Origin of the sequence: Ornithinimicrobium cavernae (assembly GCF_003121625.1) — a bacterium.
Lineage (GTDB): Bacteria > Actinomycetota > Actinomycetes > Actinomycetales > Dermatophilaceae > Ornithinicoccus > Ornithinicoccus cavernae.
Genome location: NZ_QDDJ01000011.1, coordinates 110,323 through 131,699, shown reverse-complemented (window position 1 = coordinate 131,699; position 21,377 = coordinate 110,323). Strand labels below are relative to the sequence as shown.

Sequence of the window (21,377 nt, the reverse complement as noted above, 5' to 3'; positions counted from 1 at the left end):
CTCACCCGACCCTCGGCATACGGCCGCTGGTCAGGTCAGCTCGTGGAGGTGATGGGTGTCGTTGACGAAGGCGACCTGCACGCCGCCGTCGGGCCAGAACTCCAGGGCGGTCAACGAGGCCGGTGCCGTGGCGATCGACCAGGCCCGGTTGGCGTCGATGCCGAGCACCTGGGAGAGCACCACCATGAGCGGCAGCCTGTGCGTGGCCACGACCACCGTGCCGCCGCGGGCGACCGCGCGGCCGAGGGCCTCGGTGACCCGGCCGGTGAGCTGGGTGCGGCTCTCCCCGCCGGGACGGGCGTATGCCGGGTCCTGGCGCAGCGCGAGCAGGTCGGCCCCGGCCTCGGCCACCAGATCGGCCATCACCCGGCCGTCCCAGTCACCGAACCCCTGCTCGTCCCAGTCCCGGTCGACCTCCGGGGTGAGTCCGAGCGCCTCGGCGACCGCTCCCCCGGTCTGCATGGCGCGGGTCAGGGAGGAGGTCACGACCTTGACCGTCGTCGGACCCGACCGGTCGATGAGCCGCTTGACCGCACCGGCAGCCGCGGCCGCCTGGGCCAGCCCCTCGTCGTTGAGCGGTGGGTTGGCGCCACCGCGCCCGTCCAGCTTGTGGCTGCGGGTGAAGTCGGTGACGCCGTGGCGCACCAGGATGAGCCGACAGGACCCCTCCAGCGTGGGGTCCGTCTCCGTGCTGAAGACGACCTCGCCCACGGGTGCCTTGACCTCGCCGAAGGTCGGCTCCGTGCGCGACCCCGGGGGCTCCACGAGGTCGCGCCGCACGGTCCGGCCGTCCATGCCGTCGTTGGACAGCCGGTCGGCCGCCGCGTTCTCGGTGCGGGGGATCCACTGGTAGCGCACCGTCCCGCCCGCCGCCTCGATCTGCGCCACCAGGTCCTGGGCCTCCCGCGCGAGGCGGCGCATGTCCTCGTGCTTGATCTTCCAGCGGCCGCTCATCTGCTCGACGACGAGCTTGGAGTCCATCCGCACCTCGACCGATGCACCGGTCGCCAGGTCCAGGTCCAGGACGGCGCGCAGGCCCTCGATGAGGCCGCTGTACTCGGCGACGTTGTTGGAGGCCGTGCCCAGCGGAGCGGCACGCTCGGCCAGCAGCCTGCCCGTCCCGTCCCGCACCAGCGCGCCGTAGCCGGCCGCGCCGGGATTCCCCCGGGACCCACCGTCGGCCTCGACGACGACCCGCCGCCCCCGGCCCCCCGGCATACTCACAGGCCGGACTCGGGCGTGCGCACGAGGATCCGGCGGCACTCCTCGCAACGCAGCACCTCGTCCTCGTCCGCGCCCCGGAAGCGGCCGAGGTCGACGTTGTTGAGCTCGAGCTGGCAGCCGCCGCACCGGCGCTGCTGCAGGGGCGCCGCCCCCGTGCCGGACTGGGCCCGGATCTTGTCGTAGAGGGCCAACAGCTCGTCGCTGATGTCGGCGACGATGGCCTCGCGCCCCGCGGCGACCTCCGCGCGGTCGGCCTCGAGCGCCCCGGCCTTGGTGTCCCGGCTGGCCGTGACCTCAGCCGTCTCGGCGGCGAGGGCCTCCCGTGCCGCCTCGGCCCTGGCGACCTCACCGTCCAACGCCTCGGCGCGCTCCATGACCTCGAGCTCCTCGTCCTCGAGGGTCCGCTGGCGCCGGGCCAGGGACTCCAGCTCGTGCTGGATGGCCTGCAGGTCCTTGGCGCTGCCCGAGCCGGCGTCCAGACGCTGCTGGTCCCGCGCCGCCCGGTCACGGACCAGCTGCACGTCCTGCTCGGCCTTGGTCAGCTCACGCTGCACGTCGCCCCGTGCGGTCGTGGTCCGCACCACCTCGGCGTCGAGGTCGGCCGCGCGCGCGGTCAGCGTCTCGAGCCGGGCGTGCTCCGGCAGGCTGCGCAGCTGGTGGTCCAGCTGCCCGAGCCGGGTGTCGAGGGCCTGCAGGTCGAGCAGTCTCTGCTGCTGGGTCGGGTCGGCTCTCACGCGTGGTCTCCCTGGGTGTGCTCTGGTGCGGCTGCTCCGAGGACGAAGTCCCACGGGTCGGTCCGCACCTGCGAAACGTGGACCTCCAACCTAGCCGCAGCCGGTCCCAGTTCGGTCACCAGCCGGGAGGCGAGTCCGGGCAGCCACAGCGACTCGCTGGCGAAGTGCCCGGCGTCGACCAGGTAGGGCGTGCCGCCGGTCAGGCTCGCCTCCTCGCGTGCCTCGAGAGCAGGGTGGTGGCGCAGGTCCGCCGTGACGTAGACGTCGGCCCCGCTGGCACGCACCGCCTCGAAGGAGCTGTCACCGGCGCCGCCCAGGACCGCGACCCGGCGGACTGTGCCGTCGGCCGGCCCGGACACCCGGACGCCCCCCGCGGTGCGGGGCAGTGCCTCGTGCAGACGCCGAGCGAACTCGGCGAGCCCGAGCGGCTCGGGCAGGTCCCCGACCCGCCCCAGCTCCTGGCCCTCGGTGATCTCCAGGGCCTGCGTCCCGGAGAGTCCGCAGGCCTCCGCGAGCGCCTGCCCGACGCCGGGGTCGGCCACGTCCGCGTTGGTGTGGGCGCAGTAGAGCGCGATGTCGTTCACGATGAGCTCAGTGACGGCCGCCCCCTTGGCCGTGGTCGTGGCGACCGAGTGGATGCCGCGCAGCAGCAGCGGGTGGTGGGTGATGACCAGGTCGGCTCCCGCCTGCTTGGCCTCCTCGATCACGGCCAGTGTCGGGTCCACCGCCAGGTGGATCCGGCGGACCGGCTGGTCGAGGTCTCCGGACACCAGGCCCACCCGGTCCCAGGACTGCGCCGTGTCCAGCGGGTAGAGCCGTTCCAGTGCCGCCACGACGTCCCGCAGGCTCAGGTCATCCGTTGTCTCCGTCACGCGCCCCATGCTAGGTCGGCTCCCCCACCCCACGCCCACACGCCGCCCCTCTCCCGACCGAGCGCGCTGTGACGCGAGATCTCGGCCCACCGAGCGCGTGGTGGCTGGTGATTTCCGCCGACCGGGCGCGCCGGATGGTGAGTGTCTGCCCTGCGGGCTGGCACAATGGTGCGCCGCAGCGCTGCGAGGGGCTATCCCTGACGGACGCTGAGGGGCCTGTAGCTCAGTTGGTAGAGCACCGCGTTTACACCGCGGGTGTCGTCGGTTCGAGCCCGGCCGGGCCCACCCAGCTCGTCAGCGGCTGACGGGCGTCCAGGTCGATGCCCGCCAGCATGCACCTCACTGACCCTCCCGCGAGCTCGATGGTCGGAACGTCGAGCGGCAGCAGCGTGCAGCTCCGCTCGATGACCTCGCGCTGCTCGCCGGTCAACGTGCTGGCCGCGCGCGTCGAGAGCGCCAGGAACCGTTGACCCTCGTGTCCCTCGAGCTCGATGGCGTTGCCGGCGAAGTCGTGGATCTGCTCGGGGCTCAGGTCGAGCACCGGGCGGGTGCCGCGGCGTCCGGCGAGCCGGTGTGCGATCTCCTCCCGCCGGCGGGAGTCGGTGATCATCGAGAGTCCGATCAGCACGAACTCCGAGGCGATGCACATGAGCACGTTCGTGTGATAGACCGGCGTGCCGTTGTTGTCCGCGGCGTCGAACACCATCGGCTCGTAACCGAAGGCCGTGCAGAACCGTTCCAGCACAACGGGATCGGCACGACGGGAGCGCGCCGTGTAGGCGATCCGGGAGACCTGGTCCAGCACCATGGCGCCGGTCCCCTCGAGGAAGATGTTGTCGTGCTCCAGACCGGAGTAGTCGATGACGTCCTGCACGCGGTACCGCGCCTTGAGCATCTCCACGATGTCGGGCCGCCTCTCCGTGCGGCGACTGGGCGCGTACATCGGGTAGAGGGCCACCCGACCACCGGCGTGGGTGGAGAACCAGTTGTTCGGGAAGACGCTGTCCGGGCGGGTGGCGTCCTCGTCGTCGAACAGGTGCACGGTGATCCCGGCGGCCTCGAGCACCTCGGCGGCCCGTGTGACCTCCTGGAAGGCGGCGTCCGCCAGCGCGTCAGGGTCTCCGGTCGCGGCCACCTGGAAGGCGTTGTCGGCCGCGGTGTCCGGGTTCGGCGTGAACCGGTGGGGACGGATCATCACGACTGCACTCGGGGCCTGGACCGGCATGGACACCTCTCTCACGATGGACTCGACGCGGCGGGCTCGCGGCGTTGTCAGGAGTGTCCCACCCCGGCGATGGGGAGCAGAATCTCGCCAGGCTCATGCGCTCGGTCGAGGGAAAGCACGCGTCCCGAGGCGCCCGGTCGAGGGAGAGCACGCGTCCCCGCGCGCTCGGTCGAGGGGTCAGAGGTCCTTGACAGCCGCGTGCAGCACACCGATGTCACGCTGCTCACCCGGCCCGTGGACCAGGCTCCAGCGGACCTTCATCTCCGGGTCCACGACGAAGGTGCCCCGGACCGCCATCCCCGAGGTCTCGTCGAAGACGCCGTAGTCGCGGGCCACCGCCCCGTGGGGCCAGAAGTCCGACAGCAGCGGGAAGCGGTAACCCTCGTGCGCCGCCCACGCCGCCTGGGAGTGCCGGGGGTCGCACGAGACGGCATAGACCCCGACGCGCTCGTTGACGAACTCGTCGATGTTGAGCTGGATCTCCAGGAGCTCACCGGTGCAGATGCTCGAGAACGCGAACGGGAAGAACACCAGCAGCGCGTGGCGGTCCCGCACCACGTCCGAGAGGGTGACGGTGGCACCGGTCTGGTCGGTCAGGGTGAAGTCGGGCGCCGTGTCCCCCACGCCGGGGGCCGACCGGGGCAGGGTGTCCACGGTCATCGTCGCCCCACCAGTCGCTGGGCGTGCCACTGGCCGTCGCCCCCGAGCGGCACCGCACCGCTGGCGGTCAGCCCGGCGGTGGCGCAGGCCTCCTGGGCGTCGTGGGCGGCGACCCGGTCGGGCCGACCGCTGCCGGGCGTCACCAGCGCGATGAAGCCCCCCTCCTCCAGCAGGGCGAGGCAGTCGACGAGCTCGTCGGTCAGGTCCCCGTCCCCCTCGCGCCACCACAGGAGCACGGCGTCGACGACCCCGGTGTAGTCCTCCTCCTCCAGGGGGCTGCCGACGACCTCCTGCACCTGTTCCCGGAACGACTCGTCGACATCGTCGTCGTAGCCGTACTCGAGCACGATCTGGTCGTGGGCGAACCCCAACTTCTTCACAGCACCACCCTGCGGGCGGTTCCCTTCGTTAGCCATAGTGCGCACAGTCCACTATGGAACCGCTGTGGAGGCAAGACGGGACACGCGCCGCCCCCACTGGACAGTGGGACGGAGGGGCCGGTATGCAGTGGGCCGGGCGGGCGGCATACGACCGGTCCGCGGTGGTGGGGAGGGGCATGGGACCACGCTACCGGTCGTGCGAGGATGAACGGAGGAGAGTGCTGCTCCCAGCGGAAGGAACGTTAGTGACAACCAACAACCCGGGCCCCATCGTCAACGGGCTGCCGAGCCAGATCCCGGACACCGATCCTGAGGAGACCCAGGAGTGGCTCGACTCCCTCGACGGCGCGATCGACGCCGGCGGTCGGCGCCGCGCGCGCTACCTCATGCTCAAGATGCTGGAGCGGGCCAGGGAGTCGCGCGTCGGCATCCCCTCGCTGACCACCACGGACTACATCAACACGATCCCGCCGGAGCGCGAGCCGTGGTTCCCCGGTGACGAGGAGGTGGAGCGACGCTACCGGGCGTGGATCCGCTGGAACGCCGCGGTCATGGTCCACCGTGCACAGCACCCCGACATCTCGGTCGGCGGCCACATCTCCACCTACGCCTCGGCGGCGACCCTCTACGAGGTCGGCTTCAACCACTTCTGGCGCGGTCGCGACCACGAGGGTGGCGGCGACCAGATCTTCTTCCAGGGGCACGCCTCCCCCGGCATGTATGCCCGCGCCTTCCTCGAGGGGCGCCTGGAGGAGGAGGACCTGGCCGGCTTCCGCCAGGAGAAGTCGCACATCGTCGACGGCAAGATCCGCGCCGTGCCCTCCTACCCGCACCCGCGGAGCATGCCGGACTTCTGGCAGTTCCCGACGGTGTCCATGGGCCTGGGCCCGATGAACGCGATCTACCAGGCGCAGTTCAACAAGTACCTCCAGAACCGTGGCCTGAAGGACACCTCGCAGCAGCACGTGTGGGCGTTCCTCGGCGACGGCGAGATGGACGAGCCGGAGTCGCGCGGCCTGCTGCACGTCGCCGCGAACGACGAGCTGGACAACCTGACCTTCGTCATCAACTGCAACCTGCAGCGGCTGGACGGCCCGGTCCGCGGCAACGGCAAGATCATCCAGGAGCTGGAGTCCTTCTTCCGCGGTGCCGGCTGGAACGTCATCAAGGTCGTCTGGGGCCGCGGCTGGGACGAGCTGCTCGCCGCGGACCCGTCCGGTGCGCTGGTCAACCTGATGAACACCACGCCGGACGGTGACTACCAGACCTACCGCGCCAAGGACGGCGGCTTCATCCGCGACCACTTCTTCGGCCGCGACCCCCGCACCAAGGAGCTGGTCAAGGACTGGTCCGATGACCAGGTGTGGTGGGCGCTGAAGCGCGGTGGCCACGACTACCGCAAGGTCTACGCCGCCTACAAGGAGGCCATGGAGCACACCGGTCAGCCGACCGTCATCCTGGCCAAGACGATCAAGGGCTACAGCCTCGGCTCCAACTTCGCCGGTCGCAACGCGACGCACCAGATGAAGAAGATGACCGTCGAGGACCTCAAGGCGTTCCGCGACGGGCTCAAGATCCCGGTCACCGACGAGGAGATCGAGAAGGACCCCTACGCGCCGCCGTTCTACCGGCCGGCGGACGACGACCCGGTGCTGCAGTACATGCGGGACCGCCGCACCAAGCTGGGTGGCGGCCTGCCCAAGCGGCAGCCCGAGAAGGCCGTCCCCCTGAGGATTCCCGGGGACGAGACCTACCAGGTCGGCAAGAAGGGGTCGGGCAAGCAGCAGATCGCCTCGACCATGGCCTTCGTGCGCATCTTCAAGGACCTCATGCGCGACAAGGAGTTCGGCAAGCACATCGTGCCGATCATCCCGGACGAGGCGCGGACCTTCGGGATGGACTCCTTCTTCCCCACCGCCAAGATCTACAACGTCCACGGGCAGAACTACACCTCGGTGGACGCCGAGCTGATGCTCGCCTACAAGGAGTCCGAGTCCGGGCAGCTGCTGCACGTGGGCATCAACGAGGCCGGGTCGATCGCGGCGCTCACCGCCGCGGGCACGTCCTACGACACGCACGGCCTGCCGATGGTGCCGTTCTACGTCTTCTACTCGATGTTCGGCTTCCAGCGCACGGGTGACGGGATCTACGCCGCGACCGACCAGCTGGCGCGGGGCTTCCTCATGGCCGCCACGGCCGGACGCACGACGCTGACCGGTGAGGGTCTGCAGCACGCCGACGGCCACGGCCACCTCCTGGCCTCGACCAACCCGGCCGTCGTGGCCTACGACCCCGTCTACGCCTACGAGATCGCGCACATCGTGCAGGACGGCATCCGCCGGATGTACGGCGAGAACCCCGAGGACGTCCTCTACTACATCACCCTCTACAACGAGCCGATGGTGCAGCCGCCGGAGCCCGAGAACGTGGACGCCGAGGGCATCCTCAAGGGCATGCACCGCATCGCCGAGGGCGGCGACGGCGACAAGAACGTCCGCCTGCTCGCCTCCGGCGTGGGTGTGCCGTGGGCGCTGGAGGCCCGTGAGCTGCTCGAGCAGGACTGGGGTGTCACCTCCGAGGTGTGGTCGGTGACCTCGTGGACCGAGCTGCGCCGCGAGGCGATGCGCTGTGACGAGGACCGCTTCCTGCACCCCGAGCAGGAGCGCCGCGTGCCCTACGTGACCCAGCGGCTGTCGGAGGGCAGCGGGCCGGTCGTCGCCACCAGCGACTCCATGCGCGCCGTCCAGGACCAGATCGCCCCGTGGGTGCCGGAGGACTACTACTCCCTGGGCGCCGACGGGTTCGGGTTCGCCGACACCCGGGCGGCGGCCCGCCGGTTCTTCCACATCGACGGCCCGTCCATGGCGGTCAAGGCCCTCCAGATGCTCGCCGACCGTGGCGTCCTGGACTCGGACGTGCCCCTGCAGGCGATGGAGAAGTACCAGCTGCACGACGTCCGCGCCGGGCGCAGCGGCACCACCGGCGGGGAGAGCTGACCTCAGCCCAGGGCCTGCACCCCGAGGTCGGTGTGGTCGGTGAAGAAGCCGTCCACACCGACCGCCAGGTGGGCGCGGATCTCGGCCACCACGTCACCGGTGCCGTCGGGACCGCGCAGATCGGCAGGGAGGAACTGGTTCTCCTGCCGGAAGGTCCACGGGTGCACCTGCAGCCCGACCGCGTGCGCGTCGGCGACCAGGGACGTGGGCTGCCCGAGTCCACCGTCCGCGGTCCGGGAGATCACCAGGTCCTTGTGAGGACCGACCGCCTCGACCCAGCGCGCCAGGTCCGCCAGCCCGGCCGGCCGGAGCAGGTCCGCACAGGTCCGCGGGTCCCCGGCCGCCACCAGGTCGGGCGGTGCACCGGCGACGTCCGCGAGGAACACCAGCGGCACCCTGGCGCCGTGGTCGCGCCTGAGCGCGACGAGGTTGCCCAGCTCGAAGGACTGCACGAACACCGGCGCGTCCGGGTCGTTCAGGCCTGAGCCCTCGAGCTCCGCCACCAGCGGCTCCTCCAGGGGCAGCCCGACCGAGCGGAAGTAGCTTGGGTGCTTGGTCTCCGGGTAGATCCCGAGCGGGCGGGCGAGCTCGGCAGCCAGTCGCTCGCGCAGGGCGAGGACCTCACTGAGCGTGGGGACGAGGAACTGCCCGTCGTATGCCGTGTTGCCGGCTCGGAGCCCCGGCAACCGTTCGCGGCAGCGCAGGGTGCGGAGCTCGGCGAGGGTCAGGTCCTCGGTGAACCAACCAGTGACCTGCTGACCGTCGATGACCTTGGTGGTCCGCCGGTCGGCGAGCTCGCTGTGGTCGGCGACGTCGGTGGTGCCGGAGATCTCGTTCTCGTGGCGGGCCACCAGGTGACCGTCGGCGGTCGCCACGAGGTCCGGCTCCAGGAAGTCGGCTCCCGCCCGGGCCGCGAGCTCATAGGCCTCCAGGGTGTGCTCGGGACGGTCCCCGCTCGCTCCCCGGTGGGCGATGAGGACCTGCTCACGCATCGCCGGGGCCGCGCCGGCGCACGCCCACGTCGTGCAGGTGGTGCTCCAGGTCGTGCAGGAGGTAGCGCGCCAGGGTCAGCCCGGTGAACGGCACCCCGTCCGAGCGCCGCACCGGACGGTCCCAGTCGGTGCCCCGGTAGCCGGCCAGCACCTCGAGCAGCTCGTCGGCCCGCTCGGGGATCTGGGCAGCGACCCGCTCGGGCAGCTCCGCGGCATACCGCCCCTCGACCGCCGCCACATCCTGGTCCCAGTTGCCCATCGCGGGGTCGTCCTGCTCGCGGGCGAGCGCGAACCGGCCGGTGAAGACGGTGAGCACGTCGCGGACGTGGCAGGCGTACTCCACCGGCGACCACGTGGTCGGGGTGGGACGTTCGGTGACCCGCTCACCGGTCAGCACCTCCGCCCACGGCGCGACGGCCGAGCGCACCGCCGTGGTGACGTCCTCGGGCGCGACCTGGGTGGCGTCGAAGCCGCACTCGGGGCACGGGCGCGTCAGCGTCCAGGTCCAGTCCTTGGTGTCGGGCTCGATGGGGTCCTCGGTCATGCTCTGAATCTACCGTCGCCCGGTGCCGGTGCGGAGGCGGGCAGCACGGGTCGCTTTGTGCGGCGCCCACAAAGCGGAGGGACTGCGGCGCGGCGCTACAGTGCGCGGATGGACCGTGACCCCACCGCCGACCGGGAGCCCGCCCTGCGCAACGTCGGGGCGGTGGCCACCCTGGCCGCCCAGCGGATGGACCGGGAGCACCAGTGGTACCGCGAGCTGTCCGCCGAGGACCGCTCGTGGGTCGGTCTGGTCGCCCAGGCCGGGATCCACGCCTTCCTCACCTGGTACCGCCAGGACGACGACTCCCTGCCGGTGACGGCCGACATCTTCGGCACCGCGCCGCGCGAGCTCGCGCACACCATCACGCTGCGCCAGACCCTCGACCTGGTCCGCACCACCATCGACGCCGTCGAGGCCCACGTCGAGCTGCTGGCCCGCCCGGGCGAGGAGGCGCGGGTCCGTGACTCGCTGCTGCGCTACTCCAGGGAGGTCGCCTTCGCCGCGGCCCAGATCTATGCCTCGGCGGCGGAGTCACGCGGCGCGTGGGACGCCCGGCTGGAGTCGCTGGTCGTGCAGGCCGTCGTCCGCGGCGAGGCGGACGACACCCTGCACTCCCGGGCGGCCGAGCTGGGCTGGGAGCAGGTGCCGGACGTCGCGGTCGTGGTCGGGACGACACCCCAGCGGACCAGCGCCGAGGCGGCCGAGGCGATCCGCTCGGCGGCGGCCCGGAACGGTCTGGAGGTGCTGATCGCGGTGCAGCGCAACCGGTTGATCGTGGTCCTGGGCCGGTTGGCCGACCCGCTGGCCGGCGCCGCGACCCTGGTCGGACAGTTCGGCCCGGGCCCGGTGGTGGTCGGCCCCCGCGTGCCCCACCTGTTCGCGGCCGGCCGCTCCGCCCGGTCCGCGCTCTCGGCGCTCGACGCGGCAGCGGCCTGGGTCGACGCACCGCGCCCCGTGGCCGCCGACGACCTGCTGGCCGAACGGGCCCTGAACGGCGACGGACCGGCCCGCCGGCTGCTCGTCGACCGCGTCTACCGACCGCTCGTGGAGCAGACCGGGCTCCTCGAGACGGCCACTGCCTATCTGGACTCCGGCGGCAGGCTCGAGGCGACGGGGCGCGACCTGTTCATCCACCCCAACACGGTGCGCTACCGGCTCGGCCGGATCGCGGAGGTCATCGACCTGGACCTGACCCGCCCCCGCGAGGCCTGGGTGGTGCGGGTGGCCCTGGCCTACGGCCGCATCGCCGACGGTGCCCAGGTGGCGTGGCGCAGGCGGCCCGGACGGGACTAGGCGGTATGACGCGTGCCTTCGGGGTGCGCTGTGCCTGGTGGGCGGTGACCCTTTCGCCCTGGTTGTAGGTTTCCTACAATGATCCCGAGGAGATGTCGTGGGTAATGATGTCGTCGGTGACGCCCCGCCGGCGGGAGAGTGGGACGCGTGCTTGTGATCGTCGCGCCCGGACAGGGCTCCCAGACCCCCGGTTTCCTGGCTCCCTGGCTGGAGCTCGACGGCTACCGGGACCGGCTCGAGTGGCTGTCCGCCGTCGCTGGCCTCGACCTCGTGGCCCACGGCACCACCTCTGACGCCGACACGATCCGCGACACGGCGGTCGCCCAGCCGCTGCTCGTGGCCGCCGGTCTCACGTCGTTGCCGACCCTGTTCGACGACCCCGCTGAGGTCACCGGCCGGGTCGGCGCCTGGGCCGGACACTCCGTCGGCGAGATCACCGCTGCGGCCGCCGCCGGTGTCCTGGGCCACGAGCAGGCGATGGTCCTGGTGCGCGAGCGCGGACGGCTGATGGCCGAGGCCGCCGCGGCCACCCCGACCGGCATGAGCGCGGTCCTGGGCGGCGACCCCGACGAGGTCGCCACCGTGCTGCAGGGGCACGGTCTGACTCCGGCCAACATGAACGGCGGGGGGCAGGTGGTCGCGGCCGGCACCACGGAGCAGCTCGCCGCGCTGCAGGAGGCGCCGCCGACGCGTGCCCGGGTGATCCCGCTGCAGGTGGCGGGCGCGTTCCACACCCACCACATGGGCAGCGCCGTCGAGCAGCTGGGGCGTTATGCCCGCGCCATCGTCACGCAGGACCCGGGCACCCGACTGGCCTCCAACGCCGACGGTCAGGTCGTTGCCAGCGGGCACGAGGTGCTCCAGCGCCTGGTCACCCAGGTCAGCAACCCCGTGCGCTGGGACCTGTGCATGCAGACCTTCGCCGACCTCGGTGTCACCGGCCTCATCGAGCTGGCCCCCGCAGGCACCCTGACCGGCCTGGCCAAGCGCGCCCTCAAGGGCGTGGAGCTGCTGCCCCTGAAGACCCCGGACGACCTCGAGGCCGCCCGCCGCATGATCCGCGAGCACGGCACCCCCGCGGAGACCACCCGAGCCGCCGCGCAGGAGGAGACCCAGTGACCACACAGTCCAGCCCCGAGACCAGGGCCGACCAGCCCGTCCTCACGGTCCCGGAGGGACCGCGCCACGCCCGCATCCACGGCGTGGGTGGCTACCGCCCGGAGCGGGTCGTCACCAACGAGGAGGTCTGCACCTGGATCGACTCGAGCGACGAGTGGATCACCCAGCGCTCGGGCATCAAGGAGCGGCGCTTCGCCCGCGAGGACGAGACCGTGATCGACATGGCTGAGGCGGCGGCGCGGGACGCCATCGCGATGGCGGGCATCACTCCCGACCAGATCTCGGTGATCCTCATGGCGACGGTGACCCACCCCTACCAGACGCCGGCCGCCGCACCGTTGCTCGCGATCCGGCTCGGCACCAACGGTCCCGCAGCCTTCGACATCTCCGCCGCCTGCGCCGGCTACTGCTACGGGATCTCCCTGGCCAACGACATGGTGCGGGCCGGCAGCGCCGAGTACGTGCTGGTCGTGGGCGTGGAGAAGCTGTCCGACTTCACCGACAAGCACGACCGCGGCACGGCCTTCATCTTCGGTGACGGTGCCGGCGCCGCAGTCGTCGGGCCCTCCGACTTCCCCGGCATCGGCCCGACCATCTGGGGCTCGGACGGCGACAACTGGGACAAGATCATGCAGAAGGAGTCCTGGACGGGGCTGCGCGGCGACATGACCGACCCCGCCGGCGGGGCCGTCGAGTGGCCCAACTTCGCCATGCAGGGACAGTCCGTGTTCCGCTGGGCCGTCTACTCCATCGCACCGATCGTCGACAAGGCACTGGCTGCCGCCGGCCTCACCGCCGCGCAGCTGGACGCCTTCATCCCCCACCAGGCCAATATGCGCATCACCGACGCGATGATCAAGCACATCGGGCTCCCGGAGAACGTGCCGGTGGCCCGCGACATCGCCGAGACCGGCAACACCTCGGCCGCCTCGGTCCCGCTGGCCACGGCCCGCATGCTCAACGAGGGTGAGGCACCGCACGGCGGCCTGGCCCTGCAGTTCGGGTTCGGCGCGGGCCTGGTGTATGCCGCCCAGGTCGTCGTCCTGCCCTGAACCAGGTTCCCGAGGCCCGGCGGGTATCCCGGGTCAGCCCATTGGAAGAGAAGCAAGGAGCACGCCAGATGGCTATGAACGAGCAGGAGATCCTCGCCGGACTCGCCGAGATCGTCAACGAGGAGACCGGCATCGAGGCCGATGCGGTCCAGATGGACAAGTCCTTCCAGGAGGACCTCGACATCGACTCCCTGTCGATGATGCAGGTCGTCGTCAACGCCGAGGACAAGTTCGGCGTGCGCATCCCCGACGACGAGGTCAAGAACCTCACCCACGTCCGGGACGCCGTCACCTTCATCACCAACGCCCAGGGCTGACCCGGCGCTCCCACCGGCCGGGCACACGGCATACGGCCAGTGCCCGGCGGTGGGGCCCCACCGCCCCGCCTCCCGAACCACCTCACCACCCCCACCTCAGCACCCACCGAGGAGCAGCAGATGTCCGCGAACCCCGAGCGTCGCGTCGTCGTCACCGGTCTGGGCACCACCAGTCCCGTCGGCGGCAACGTCGAGGAGACCTGGCAGGCCATCCAGGCCGGCACGTCCGGTGTCCGCACCCTGGAGCAGGAGTGGGTGACCGAGCACGAGCTGCCGGTGACCTTCGCCGCGACCGTGCACACCTCCCCCGACCAGGTGCTGCCCAAGGTGGAGGTGCGCCGCAACGACCCGGCGGGGCAGTATGCGCTGATCGCCTCCCGCGAGGCGTGGGCACACGCCGGCACCCCCGAGGTGGAGCCCGAGCGGCTCGGTGTCGCCATCGGCTCCGGCATCGGTGGTGTGTGGACCCTGCTCGACCAGTGGGACAACCTGCGCACCAAGGGACCGCGCCGGGTCTTCCCCCTCACCGTTCCCATGCTGATGCCCAACGGGCCGGCCGCCGCGGTCTCCCTCGACCTGACCGCCCGCGCCGGTGCCCACACCCCGGTCAGCGCCTGCGCGTCAGGCGCGGAGGCCATCGGCCTGGCGCTCAACATGATCCGCTCCGGACGGGCCGACGTGATGGTCGCCGGCGGCACCGAGGCCGCGGTCCACCCGCTGCCGATCGCCGCGTTCGCCGCGATGACGGCGCTGTCCAAGCGCAACGACGACCCGGCCACCGCCTCGCGGCCCTACGACGTGACCCGCGACGGTTTCGTCCTCGGCGAGGGCGCGGCGGTCATGGTGCTGGAGGCGGAGGAGCACGCCCGCGCCCGCGGCGCCACCATCTACGGCGTGGTCGCCGGGGTCGGCAGCTCAGCCGACGCCTACCACATCACCGCCGGTGAGCCCGAGGGCGCCGGAGCGGCCCGGGCCATGGTCGAGGCCCTCGAGGACGCCGACCTCGGCGCCACCGACATCGCGCACATCAACGCCCACGCCACGTCGACACCGGTCGGGGACGCCGCGGAGGCCAAGGCGATCGCCCGGGCCTTCGGCTCCCACAGCAGCGAGGTCCCGGTCACCGCGACCAAGTCGATGACCGGGCACCTGCTCGGCGCCGCGGGTGCCCTCGAGGCCGTGCTCACCGTGCTGACCCTGCACCACCGCTCGATCCCGGCGACGATCAACCTCACCGAGCAGGACCCGGAGATCGCGATGGATGTCGTCACGGGGTCTGCCCGCGAACTCCCGGCCGGCGACCTGGCTGCGCTCAGCAACAGCTTCGGTTTCGGCGGGGCCAACGTGGCCCTCACCTTCCGCAACGTCTGACCCGACCGGGCGCACGGTGGCCCGTGCTTCTGGGCCACCGGGCGCGTGGCGACCCGGTTTGCCCGGGCACCGAGCACACGGTCACGCGGGTTTCTGGGCCAGCGGGCGCGTCGTGTGGCGCACCTTGCCCGGCTCCCGCGGGTTGATGACGACCCGACCGTGAGGCCGGGGTAGCGTCTGTCGCGTTATGCATATTCTCCGGGTCGCGAACTTTGTCAGCCCCACCTCCGGCGGCATCAAGACCGCGCTCCGGCACTGGGGTGAGGTCTACCGCGAGCGTGGCCACCAGGTCTCCCTGATCATCCCGGCGGTCAAGGGCGATGAGCCGGTGACCGAGGAGTCCCAGGGCACCGTCTACCGGGTGCCCGCCACGCCCATCGTCGGGACCGGCTACTCCCTGATGTGGAACCGCGCCAGGCTCAGCCGGCTGATGGACGAGATCGCACCGGACTCGCTCGAGGTCTCGGACCGGGCTACCACGCGCTGGATGGGTCGCTGGGCCAGACGGCGGGGCATCGGCAGCATCATGATCAGTCACGAGAACATGACCGGGATCATGGTCCGACGCACGCCGGTCCCCGACGTGCCGGCGGTCTGGATGGCTGACTTCATCAACACGCGCAGCGCCAACGACTACGACGTGATCGTGTGCCCGAGCCGGTTCGCGGCCGAGGAGTTCCGCCGTCTGGGCATCCCGGCCCGCGTGGTCGAGCTCGGCGTCGATCTCGACGTGTTCCACCCGGACGACTCCTACGAGCGCCTGACTCCCGGCGGCCACCGTCGGACCGATGACGCCGCGCTGCACATCATCCACTGCGGCCGGCTGGCCCCCGAGAAGAACCCCCAGCTGTCCATCGAGACCCTGCGGCACCTGGTGCGCCGGGGTGTCAACGCGCACCTGACGGTCCTGGGTCAGGGACCCCTGCGTGACGAGCTGATCGAGAACTCACGGAATCTTCCCGTGACCTTCCACTCCTACATCCACGGCAGGGCCGAGCTGGCTGCCATCATGCGCCGGGCAGACGTCGCCATCGCGCCAGGGCCCCTGGAGACGTTCGGTCTCGCGGCCCTGGAGGCCCTCGCCTGTGGTGTGCCGACCGTCTGCCCCGACGAGGGCGCGCTGGCTGAGGTCGTGCGCGACGGCGGCACCGCCGCTCCCTCGGATCCGGCGCTGTTCGCCGATGCCGTGCTGGAGCTGAGCAACCGCCCCGACGCACGACGCCTGGCCCGCGAACAGGCTGAGACGTTCAACTGGGGGCGGTCGGCCGACGAGATGCTCGCGATCCACGAAGAGCTGGAGGTGCTGCACTCCAGGAGGTCGTGAGTGCAGCAGGCTCGCCGGGGCGAGCACCTCCCAACCGACAGGCTGCTCGTATGCCGGCGCGCACCGGCATACGGCAAGGTCACCCGGGGCCGTGCGCACCTGAGCGGCACGACTCCGGGAGGTCAGGTCAGCTGACCTTGTGCAGCCACTTGACCGGAGCACCCTCGCCGGCGTAGCGGAAGTCCTCCAGCTCGGCGTCCCAAGCCGACCCGAGGGCACGGTCCAGCTCCGCGGTGAGCACCGCGACGTTGCCGGACGCCTCCTCCACGATGCCGCGGATCCGGTCCTCGTTGACGACGATGTCACCGTTGGCGGACAGGCGGCTGTGGTGGATGCCCAACTCGGGCGTGTGGGTCCAGCGGGCACCGTCGCTCCCGCGGCTGGCTTCCTCGACGACCTCGTAACGCAGGCCGTCCCAACCGCGCATGGCGCTGGCGAGATAGGCACCCGTCCCGGCGTCGCCGGTCCAGGAGAACTCGGCCCGCATGGTGCCGGGCTGTGCCGGCTGCGGGACCCAGTCGAGGGACACCCGGGTGTCGAGGACACCCTCGAGCGCCCAGGTGATGTGCGGGCACAACGCAGTGGGGGTGGAGTGAATGAACACCACCCCGCGCGTGACGATACGCGGCGTCACAGCAGACATCCGGACCTCCTGTTTGGTGCGAGGGACGTCTTCCCCAACGGCCTCGGGCACCACACTCGATCGGGTGTCGCTGTGTGACGTCACCCATTGTGCTCTCTTGTCACACAAGTATCAAGTGTCACTCGCGACGGCCTGTCCGACACGCCGTCCGCAGCGTGGACCGAGGCACCGCACGGGGCTCGCACCACGGCGCGGCCGCGTCGGGCGCAGACGCTGGCTCAGCGGACGTGCGCAGGGCAGATCGGGGTGGGCCAGCAGGGGCTTGAACCCTGGACCGACGGATTATGAGTCCGCTGCTCTAACCGGCTGAGCTACTGGCCCCAAGCCGCACGATCCTAACGCGGTCGGGCCAGGTATTCGGTCGGTGCCTCGGGCGCCCGTGCGTCCGGTCGAGATCGCACGTCACCACGCGCGCGGTCGAGGGAAAGGGCACGTCACCACGCGCTGGTCGAGGTGGGGATGCTGTTAGGACTCGATTCGGTCACGGCTGCGCGTATTTGCTACGCGTCGACGGCACACATAAGTAGGGTGCCTGGCATGAGCGATGATGCCAACGGGTTCCCGCGACCCACCAACGAACCGCTGGTGGTGCTACAGGACGTCAACAAGCACTTCGGCGACCTGCACGTGCTCAGGGACATCAACCTGACGGTCCACAAGGGTGAGGTCGTCGTGGTGATCGGCCCGTCCGGCTCGGGCAAGTCGACGCTGTGCCGGACCATCAACCGGCTCGAGACCTTCGAGTCAGGGTCGATCACCATCAACGGTGAGACGCTCCCGGAGGAGGGCAAGGCCCTGGCGAGGTTGCGTGCCGACGTCGGCATGGTCTTCCAGTCCTTCAACCTCTTCTCCCACAAGACGATCCTCGAGAACGTCACGCTTGGCCCGATCAAGGTGCGCGGAGCCAAGGCGGCCGCGGCGAAGAAGCGGGCGATGGAGCTGCTGGACCGGGTCGGCGTCGCCCACCAGGCCGAGAAGTATCCCGCCCAGCTCTCCGGCGGACAGCAGCAGCGGGTCGCCATCGCCCGTTCGCTGGCGATGGAGCCCACGGTGATGCTCTTCGACGAGCCCACCTCGGCCCTCGACCCGGAGATGATCAACGAGGTGCTCGACGTGATGGTCCAGCTGGCCAAGTCCGGCATGACGATGATCGTCGTCACCCACGAGATGGGCTTCGCACGCAAGGCCGCCGACCGCGTCGTGTTCATGTCCGACGGCGCCATCCTCGAGGAGAACATCCCCGAGGAGTTCTTCAGCAACCCGCAGACGGATCGGGCCAAGGACTTCCTCGGCAAGATCCTCACGCACTGACAACCCACCGTGACTCAACCAAGGAGATACTCATGAAGCACACCCCCTTCCGACTCGCGGCCGTGCTCGCGGCCGGCGCCCTCGTCCTCAGCGCCTGTGGAAGTGAGGACGGCGGTGACGACGGCGAGGGCGCCTCACCGGGCGGCGGCGGCGAGGACGGCCTCACCATCGGCATCAAGTTCGACCAGCCCGGCCTGGGCCTCAAGTCCGGCGACGAGTATGTCGGCATGGACGTCGACGTCGCCCTCGCGGTCGCCGAGAAGCTCGGCTTCAGCGAGGACCAGGTGACGTTCAAGGAGTCCCCGTCCGCGCAGCGCGAGACGATGCTGGAGACCAACCAGGTCGACATGATCTTCGCGACCTACTCGATCACCGACACCCGCAAGGAGAAGGTCCAGTTCGCCGGCCCGTACTTCGTCGCCGGCCAGGACCTGCTGGTGTCCGCCGACAGCGACATCACCGGCCCGGAGGACCTGGACGGCAAGCTCCTCTGCTCGGTGACCGGCTCCACCTCCGCTGAGAACGTCAAGGAGGAGGTCCCGGGTGTGCAGCTGCAGGAGTACGGCACCTACTCGGAGTGCGTCGAGCAGCTGTCCAACGGCACCATCGACGCCGTGACCACCGATGACGTGATCCTGGCCGGCTTCGCCGCGCAGGACACCTACGCGGGCAAGCTCAAGGTCGTCGGTGCCCCGTTCAGCGAGGAGAACTACGGCGTCGGCCTCAACAAGGAGAGCGAGCTCTGCGAGGACATCAACACCGCGCTGACCGAGCTCTGGGAGGACGGCACGATGGAGCAGATCATCGAGGACAACGTCGGCGCCGCCGGCTACACCCCGAACCCCGAGACCAACCCGGCCGAGGCCGGCGGCCACTGCGCCTGATCCCCTAGCCGACCGGCATACTCTCTCGTCCTGACGGAGGGTATGCCGGTCGTGCCGGTCCACCGACCACGTCACCTACGGGAGTCTTATGTTCGAGCTGATCGAGGAGTACCAGCTCCTGTCGGCGTTCTGGATGACCATCAAGCTGGCCGCGTTCTCCGCCGTGATATCCCTCGTCGTCGGGACGGTTGTCGCCATCATGCGGCTCTCGCCGGTCAAGATCTTCCAGTCGGTCGGCACTGCCTACGTCACGCTCCTGCGGAACACGCCCCTGACCCTCATCGTGATCCTCTGCAGCCTCGGCATCTGGGGTCAGCTCAACATCGACCTCGCCTCGAGGGAGTCGAGCACCTTCCTGGTCGACAACAACTTCCGGTGGGCCGTGGCGGGCTTGTCCGCCTATCACGCGGCCTTCGTCTGCGAGGCCCTGCGCAGCGGGGTGAACACGATCCCGCTGGGACAGGCCGAGGCGGCACGGTCCATCGGGCTGACCTTCGCCCAGAGCATGCGCCAGGTGATCCTCCCCCAGGCGTTCCGGGGCGCGATCACACCACTGGGCAACGTGCTGATCGCCCTGACCAAGAACACCACCGTCGTGGCGGCCATCGGCGTCGCCGAGACGGCCTACCGGATGAAGGCCCTCGCCGAGTTCGAGCCCGCCCTGCTGATGGTGGGCTTCGCCATCGTGGCGCTCGGCTTCGTCATCCTGACCCTGCCGATGGGCATGCTGACCAGTTACCTCTCCGGCCGACTGGCGGTGAAACGATGAGTGACACCACGCGGGTCCTGTTCGACGCCCCGGGCCCGAAGGCTCGGCTCCGTTACCTGATCATGACGGTCATCGGCGTCCTGCTGGTCCTGGCCTTCCTCTATGTCATCTACGGACGGCTCGAGGAGAAGGGCCAGCTGTCCGCGGCGCGCTGGGACTGGGTCCTGACCTCCAGCGCCTGGACCAACTACCTCATCCCGGGGATCTGGGACACGGTCCGCGCAGCCGCCATCTCGATCGTGCTGTCGATGATCCTGGCGCTCATCCTGGCCATGGCGCGGATGTCGGATCTCGGTCCCCTGCGCTGGGTGGCCAGCGTGATCGTGGAGTTCTTCCGGGCCGTCCCGGTCCTGATCATGATGCTGTTCGTCTTCTACTTCCTGGCGCACCGTGGCTGGTTCCCGGACACGCTCAACCCGATGATCGGCGTGATCTTCGGGCTGACGATGTACAACTCCTCCGTCCTGTGCGAGGTCATCCGGAACGGGGTCGCGTCCCTGCCGGCAGGGCAGCGCGAGGCAGGCCTGTCGATCGGGCTCTCCCCCGCGCAGGTGCGTCGCTCGATCCTCATCCCGCAGTCGTTGACCGCCATGCTGCCGACCCTGGTGAGCCAGGTCATCGTCATCACCAAGGACACCGCCCTCGGCTACCTCATCCTCTATCCCGAGCTGGTCACCCGTGGCCGGCAGGTCGGCTCCGCCGAGTCCGCGACGCTGCCCGCCTACATCGTGGCGGCGCTGCTGTTCATCATCATCAACTACACCCTGAGCAAGGTCGCCGAGGCCCTCGAGAACCGCCAGCGTCGGCGCAAGCGCACAGCCGGCCCCGTGGCCCACGCCGACGAGACTGTCGACCCGGGCGCGGTCGCCGTGGGTCGCGGCGCAGCCTGACGGTCAAGGGCGGCAGGCCAGTCACGGGGTGCTGCCCGCTCAAGGACGTGCTTTGCAGAGAGAAGAACGGCCCGGATCTAGAGTCCAGATCCGGGCCGTTCTCGTGTCCGGGAAGGGGCCCGGTCGGCTTGCTCCCCCGGTTGGACTCGAACCAACAACCTGCCGGTTAACAGCCGGCTGCTCTGCCAATTGAGCTACAGGGGAATGTGCACACCCCGAAGGTGGCAGCGAGGAGAGACTCTATCACGCACCCAGGGGTGGAAGGCCAGTCTGGTCCCGCAGGGTGGTGCGGGCCACGGCGACCTGATCACGGAGCTCGTGGTCGTCCGGGCGGACCCCACGGCCCGGCACGACCTGGTCGACCAGCTCCCGGGTCGCGAGGTCCTTGCGGATGGCGACGCGGGTCCTGCGCCCGGGTCCCAGGTCGACCTCGCGCACCAGCACCACGCTGGCGTTGACCCGGTCACGGAAGACGTCGGTGAACGTGTGCGCCCCGGGGCCGGTGAACTTCCAACGGGTCGGCGTCGTGCCGTCCACCCAGGTCACCCGCAGCACGTCGGAGTCGGGGTCCCACGCGCCGCCGTCGACCTCCAGCCAGCGCCGTGACTGCCGCACCTCGCCGTCCTGGGCCACGACCGCCAGCCTCGTGCGGCTCGCCAGCACCCACGCCTGGGTGAGCTCGTCCCACGCCGCCGCCGCGAGTCTGTCGCGGGCCGGCACCCCGGCGGCCACCACGACTCCGGGCGGCCCCTCCTGCGTCTTCCTGCCCCACGCCAA

General features: G+C 70.6%; 21 protein-coding genes and 3 tRNA genes. 12 read left to right on the top strand and 12 right to left on the bottom strand.

Going from position 1 to position 21,377, the window contains the following annotated elements; translation table 11 throughout:
* Window positions 1–30 precede the first annotated feature (30 nt).
* Genes DA085_RS13875 through DA085_RS13865 form a run of 3 tightly spaced genes read right to left on the bottom strand, consistent with a single transcriptional unit; the run spans window position 31 to window position 2,830 of the window.
* The gene (locus DA085_RS13875; RefSeq protein WP_109473569.1) at window positions 31–1,218 is read right to left on the bottom strand and encodes a bifunctional RNase H/acid phosphatase; all 1,188 of its coding nucleotides are present in this window, start codon (window positions 1,216–1,218) and stop codon (window positions 31–33) included.
* A 2-nt stretch (window positions 1,219–1,220) separates the two neighbouring features.
* Entirely contained in the window at window positions 1,221–1,958 is a 738-nt protein-coding gene (locus DA085_RS13870) for a zinc ribbon domain-containing protein (RefSeq protein ID WP_109473568.1), read from the bottom strand.
* Window positions 1,955–2,830 carry a Nif3-like dinuclear metal center hexameric protein gene (locus tag DA085_RS13865; protein WP_161958503.1) on the bottom strand — a complete coding sequence of 292 codons (876 nt, stop codon included), beginning with the start codon at window positions 2,828–2,830 and terminating at the stop codon, window positions 1,955–1,957. Before DA085_RS13865 ends, DA085_RS13870 begins: the two co-directional genes overlap by 4 nt.
* 212 nt (window positions 2,831–3,042) lie before the next feature.
* Here DA085_RS13865 and DA085_RS13860 point away from each other — a divergent pair.
* Window positions 3,043–3,115: transfer RNA gene (locus DA085_RS13860), tRNA-Val, on the top strand.
* On the opposite strand, the gene ctlX is transcribed toward DA085_RS13860, so the two are convergent.
* From ctlX to DA085_RS13845, 3 genes are all read right to left on the bottom strand, one after another.
* Window positions 3,075–4,025 carry a citrulline utilization hydrolase CtlX gene (gene ctlX, locus DA085_RS13855; protein ID WP_237565523.1) on the bottom strand — a complete coding sequence of 317 codons (951 nt, stop codon included), beginning with the start codon at window positions 4,023–4,025 and terminating at the stop codon, window positions 3,075–3,077. The two genes, DA085_RS13860 and ctlX, sit on opposite strands and share 41 nt — an antisense overlap.
* A 207-nt stretch (window positions 4,026–4,232) precedes the next feature.
* Entirely contained in the window at window positions 4,233–4,715 is a 483-nt protein-coding gene (locus DA085_RS13850; RefSeq protein ID WP_109473566.1) for a peroxiredoxin, read from the bottom strand.
* A complete protein-coding gene (locus tag DA085_RS13845; protein WP_237565514.1) occupies window positions 4,712–5,095 on the bottom strand; it encodes a DUF3052 domain-containing protein in 384 nt (127 codons plus the stop codon). Before DA085_RS13845 ends, DA085_RS13850 begins: the two co-directional genes overlap by 4 nt.
* 245 nt (window positions 5,096–5,340) lie before the next feature.
* Here DA085_RS13845 and aceE point away from each other — a divergent pair, with 245 nt between their 5' ends.
* A complete protein-coding gene (gene aceE, locus DA085_RS13840) occupies window positions 5,341–8,091 on the top strand; it encodes a pyruvate dehydrogenase (acetyl-transferring), homodimeric type (protein WP_237565513.1) in 2,751 nt (916 codons plus the stop codon).
* A gap of 2 nt (window positions 8,092–8,093) precedes the next feature.
* Here aceE and DA085_RS13835 read toward each other — a convergent pair whose 3' ends face one another.
* Together DA085_RS13835 and DA085_RS13830 are read right to left on the bottom strand one after the other, a co-directional pair.
* The gene (locus DA085_RS13835) at window positions 8,094–9,083 is read right to left on the bottom strand and encodes a glycerophosphodiester phosphodiesterase (RefSeq protein WP_109473564.1); all 990 of its coding nucleotides are present in this window, start codon (window positions 9,081–9,083) and stop codon (window positions 8,094–8,096) included.
* Complete coding sequence (locus DA085_RS13830) at window positions 9,076–9,627, bottom strand: DinB family protein (RefSeq protein ID WP_109473563.1); 552 nt, start codon at window positions 9,625–9,627, stop codon at window positions 9,076–9,078. The genes DA085_RS13835 and DA085_RS13830 overlap by 8 nt, the downstream gene beginning before the upstream one ends.
* A 108-nt stretch (window positions 9,628–9,735) precedes the next feature.
* Between DA085_RS13830 and DA085_RS13825 the strand changes: the two genes are divergently transcribed.
* The 6 genes from DA085_RS13825 to DA085_RS13800 all read left to right on the top strand — a co-directional run bounded on the left by DA085_RS13825 (window position 9,736) and on the right by DA085_RS13800 (window position 16,103).
* Window positions 9,736–10,920, top strand: a complete 1,185-nt coding sequence (locus tag DA085_RS13825; protein WP_109473562.1) for a PucR family transcriptional regulator — start codon at window positions 9,736–9,738, stop codon at window positions 10,918–10,920.
* Window positions 10,921–11,067: 147 nt separating this feature from the next.
* Window positions 11,068–12,039 (top strand): ACP S-malonyltransferase, encoded by a 972-nt coding sequence (locus DA085_RS13820; protein WP_109473621.1) that lies wholly within the window; start codon window positions 11,068–11,070, stop codon window positions 12,037–12,039.
* The gene (locus DA085_RS13815; protein ID WP_109473561.1) at window positions 12,036–13,091 is read left to right on the top strand and encodes a beta-ketoacyl-ACP synthase III; all 1,056 of its coding nucleotides are present in this window, start codon (window positions 12,036–12,038) and stop codon (window positions 13,089–13,091) included. Before DA085_RS13820 ends, DA085_RS13815 begins: the two co-directional genes overlap by 4 nt.
* Before the next feature lie 68 nt (window positions 13,092–13,159).
* Window positions 13,160–13,408, top strand: a complete 249-nt coding sequence (locus DA085_RS13810; RefSeq protein ID WP_109473560.1) for an acyl carrier protein — start codon at window positions 13,160–13,162, stop codon at window positions 13,406–13,408.
* 120 nt (window positions 13,409–13,528) lie between these two features.
* On the top strand, window positions 13,529–14,779 hold the full coding sequence (fabF, locus tag DA085_RS13805; RefSeq protein ID WP_109473559.1) for a beta-ketoacyl-ACP synthase II: 1,251 nt from the start codon (window positions 13,529–13,531) through the stop codon (window positions 14,777–14,779).
* A gap of 187 nt (window positions 14,780–14,966) precedes the next feature.
* Window positions 14,967–16,103: a glycosyltransferase gene (locus DA085_RS13800; protein ID WP_109473558.1), complete on the top strand. Its 1,137-nt coding sequence runs from the start codon at window positions 14,967–14,969 to the stop codon at window positions 16,101–16,103.
* 127 nt (window positions 16,104–16,230) lie between these two features.
* Here the strand turns inward: DA085_RS13800 and DA085_RS13795 are convergent, their stop codons facing one another.
* Entirely contained in the window at window positions 16,231–16,746 is a 516-nt protein-coding gene (locus tag DA085_RS13795) for a DUF3145 domain-containing protein (protein ID WP_109473557.1), read from the bottom strand.
* A 247-nt stretch (window positions 16,747–16,993) separates the two neighbouring features.
* Window positions 16,994–17,067, bottom strand: a tRNA-Ile gene (locus DA085_RS13790).
* 216 nt (window positions 17,068–17,283) lie between these two features.
* On the opposite strand from DA085_RS13790, the gene DA085_RS13785 reads away from it, so the two are divergent.
* From DA085_RS13785 to DA085_RS13770, 4 genes are all read left to right on the top strand, one after another.
* On the top strand, window positions 17,284–18,057 hold the full coding sequence (locus DA085_RS13785) for an amino acid ABC transporter ATP-binding protein (RefSeq protein WP_109473556.1): 774 nt from the start codon (window positions 17,284–17,286) through the stop codon (window positions 18,055–18,057).
* 32 nt (window positions 18,058–18,089) lie between these two features.
* The gene (locus DA085_RS13780; RefSeq protein WP_109473555.1) at window positions 18,090–18,941 is read left to right on the top strand and encodes a glutamate ABC transporter substrate-binding protein; all 852 of its coding nucleotides are present in this window, start codon (window positions 18,090–18,092) and stop codon (window positions 18,939–18,941) included.
* A gap of 88 nt (window positions 18,942–19,029) precedes the next feature.
* Window positions 19,030–19,710 (top strand): amino acid ABC transporter permease, encoded by a 681-nt coding sequence (locus tag DA085_RS13775; RefSeq protein WP_109473554.1) that lies wholly within the window; start codon window positions 19,030–19,032, stop codon window positions 19,708–19,710.
* Window positions 19,707–20,600, top strand: coding sequence for an amino acid ABC transporter permease (locus tag DA085_RS13770; protein WP_109473553.1), 894 nt, complete (start codon window positions 19,707–19,709; stop codon window positions 20,598–20,600). The genes DA085_RS13775 and DA085_RS13770 overlap by 4 nt, the downstream gene beginning before the upstream one ends.
* A 131-nt stretch (window positions 20,601–20,731) precedes the next feature.
* Here DA085_RS13770 and DA085_RS13765 read toward each other — a convergent pair.
* Window positions 20,732–20,804, bottom strand: a tRNA-Asn gene (locus tag DA085_RS13765).
* A 39-nt stretch (window positions 20,805–20,843) separates the two neighbouring features.
* Window positions 20,844–21,377, bottom strand: a complete 534-nt coding sequence (locus DA085_RS13760; RefSeq protein ID WP_154402203.1) for a hypothetical protein — start codon at window positions 21,375–21,377, stop codon at window positions 20,844–20,846.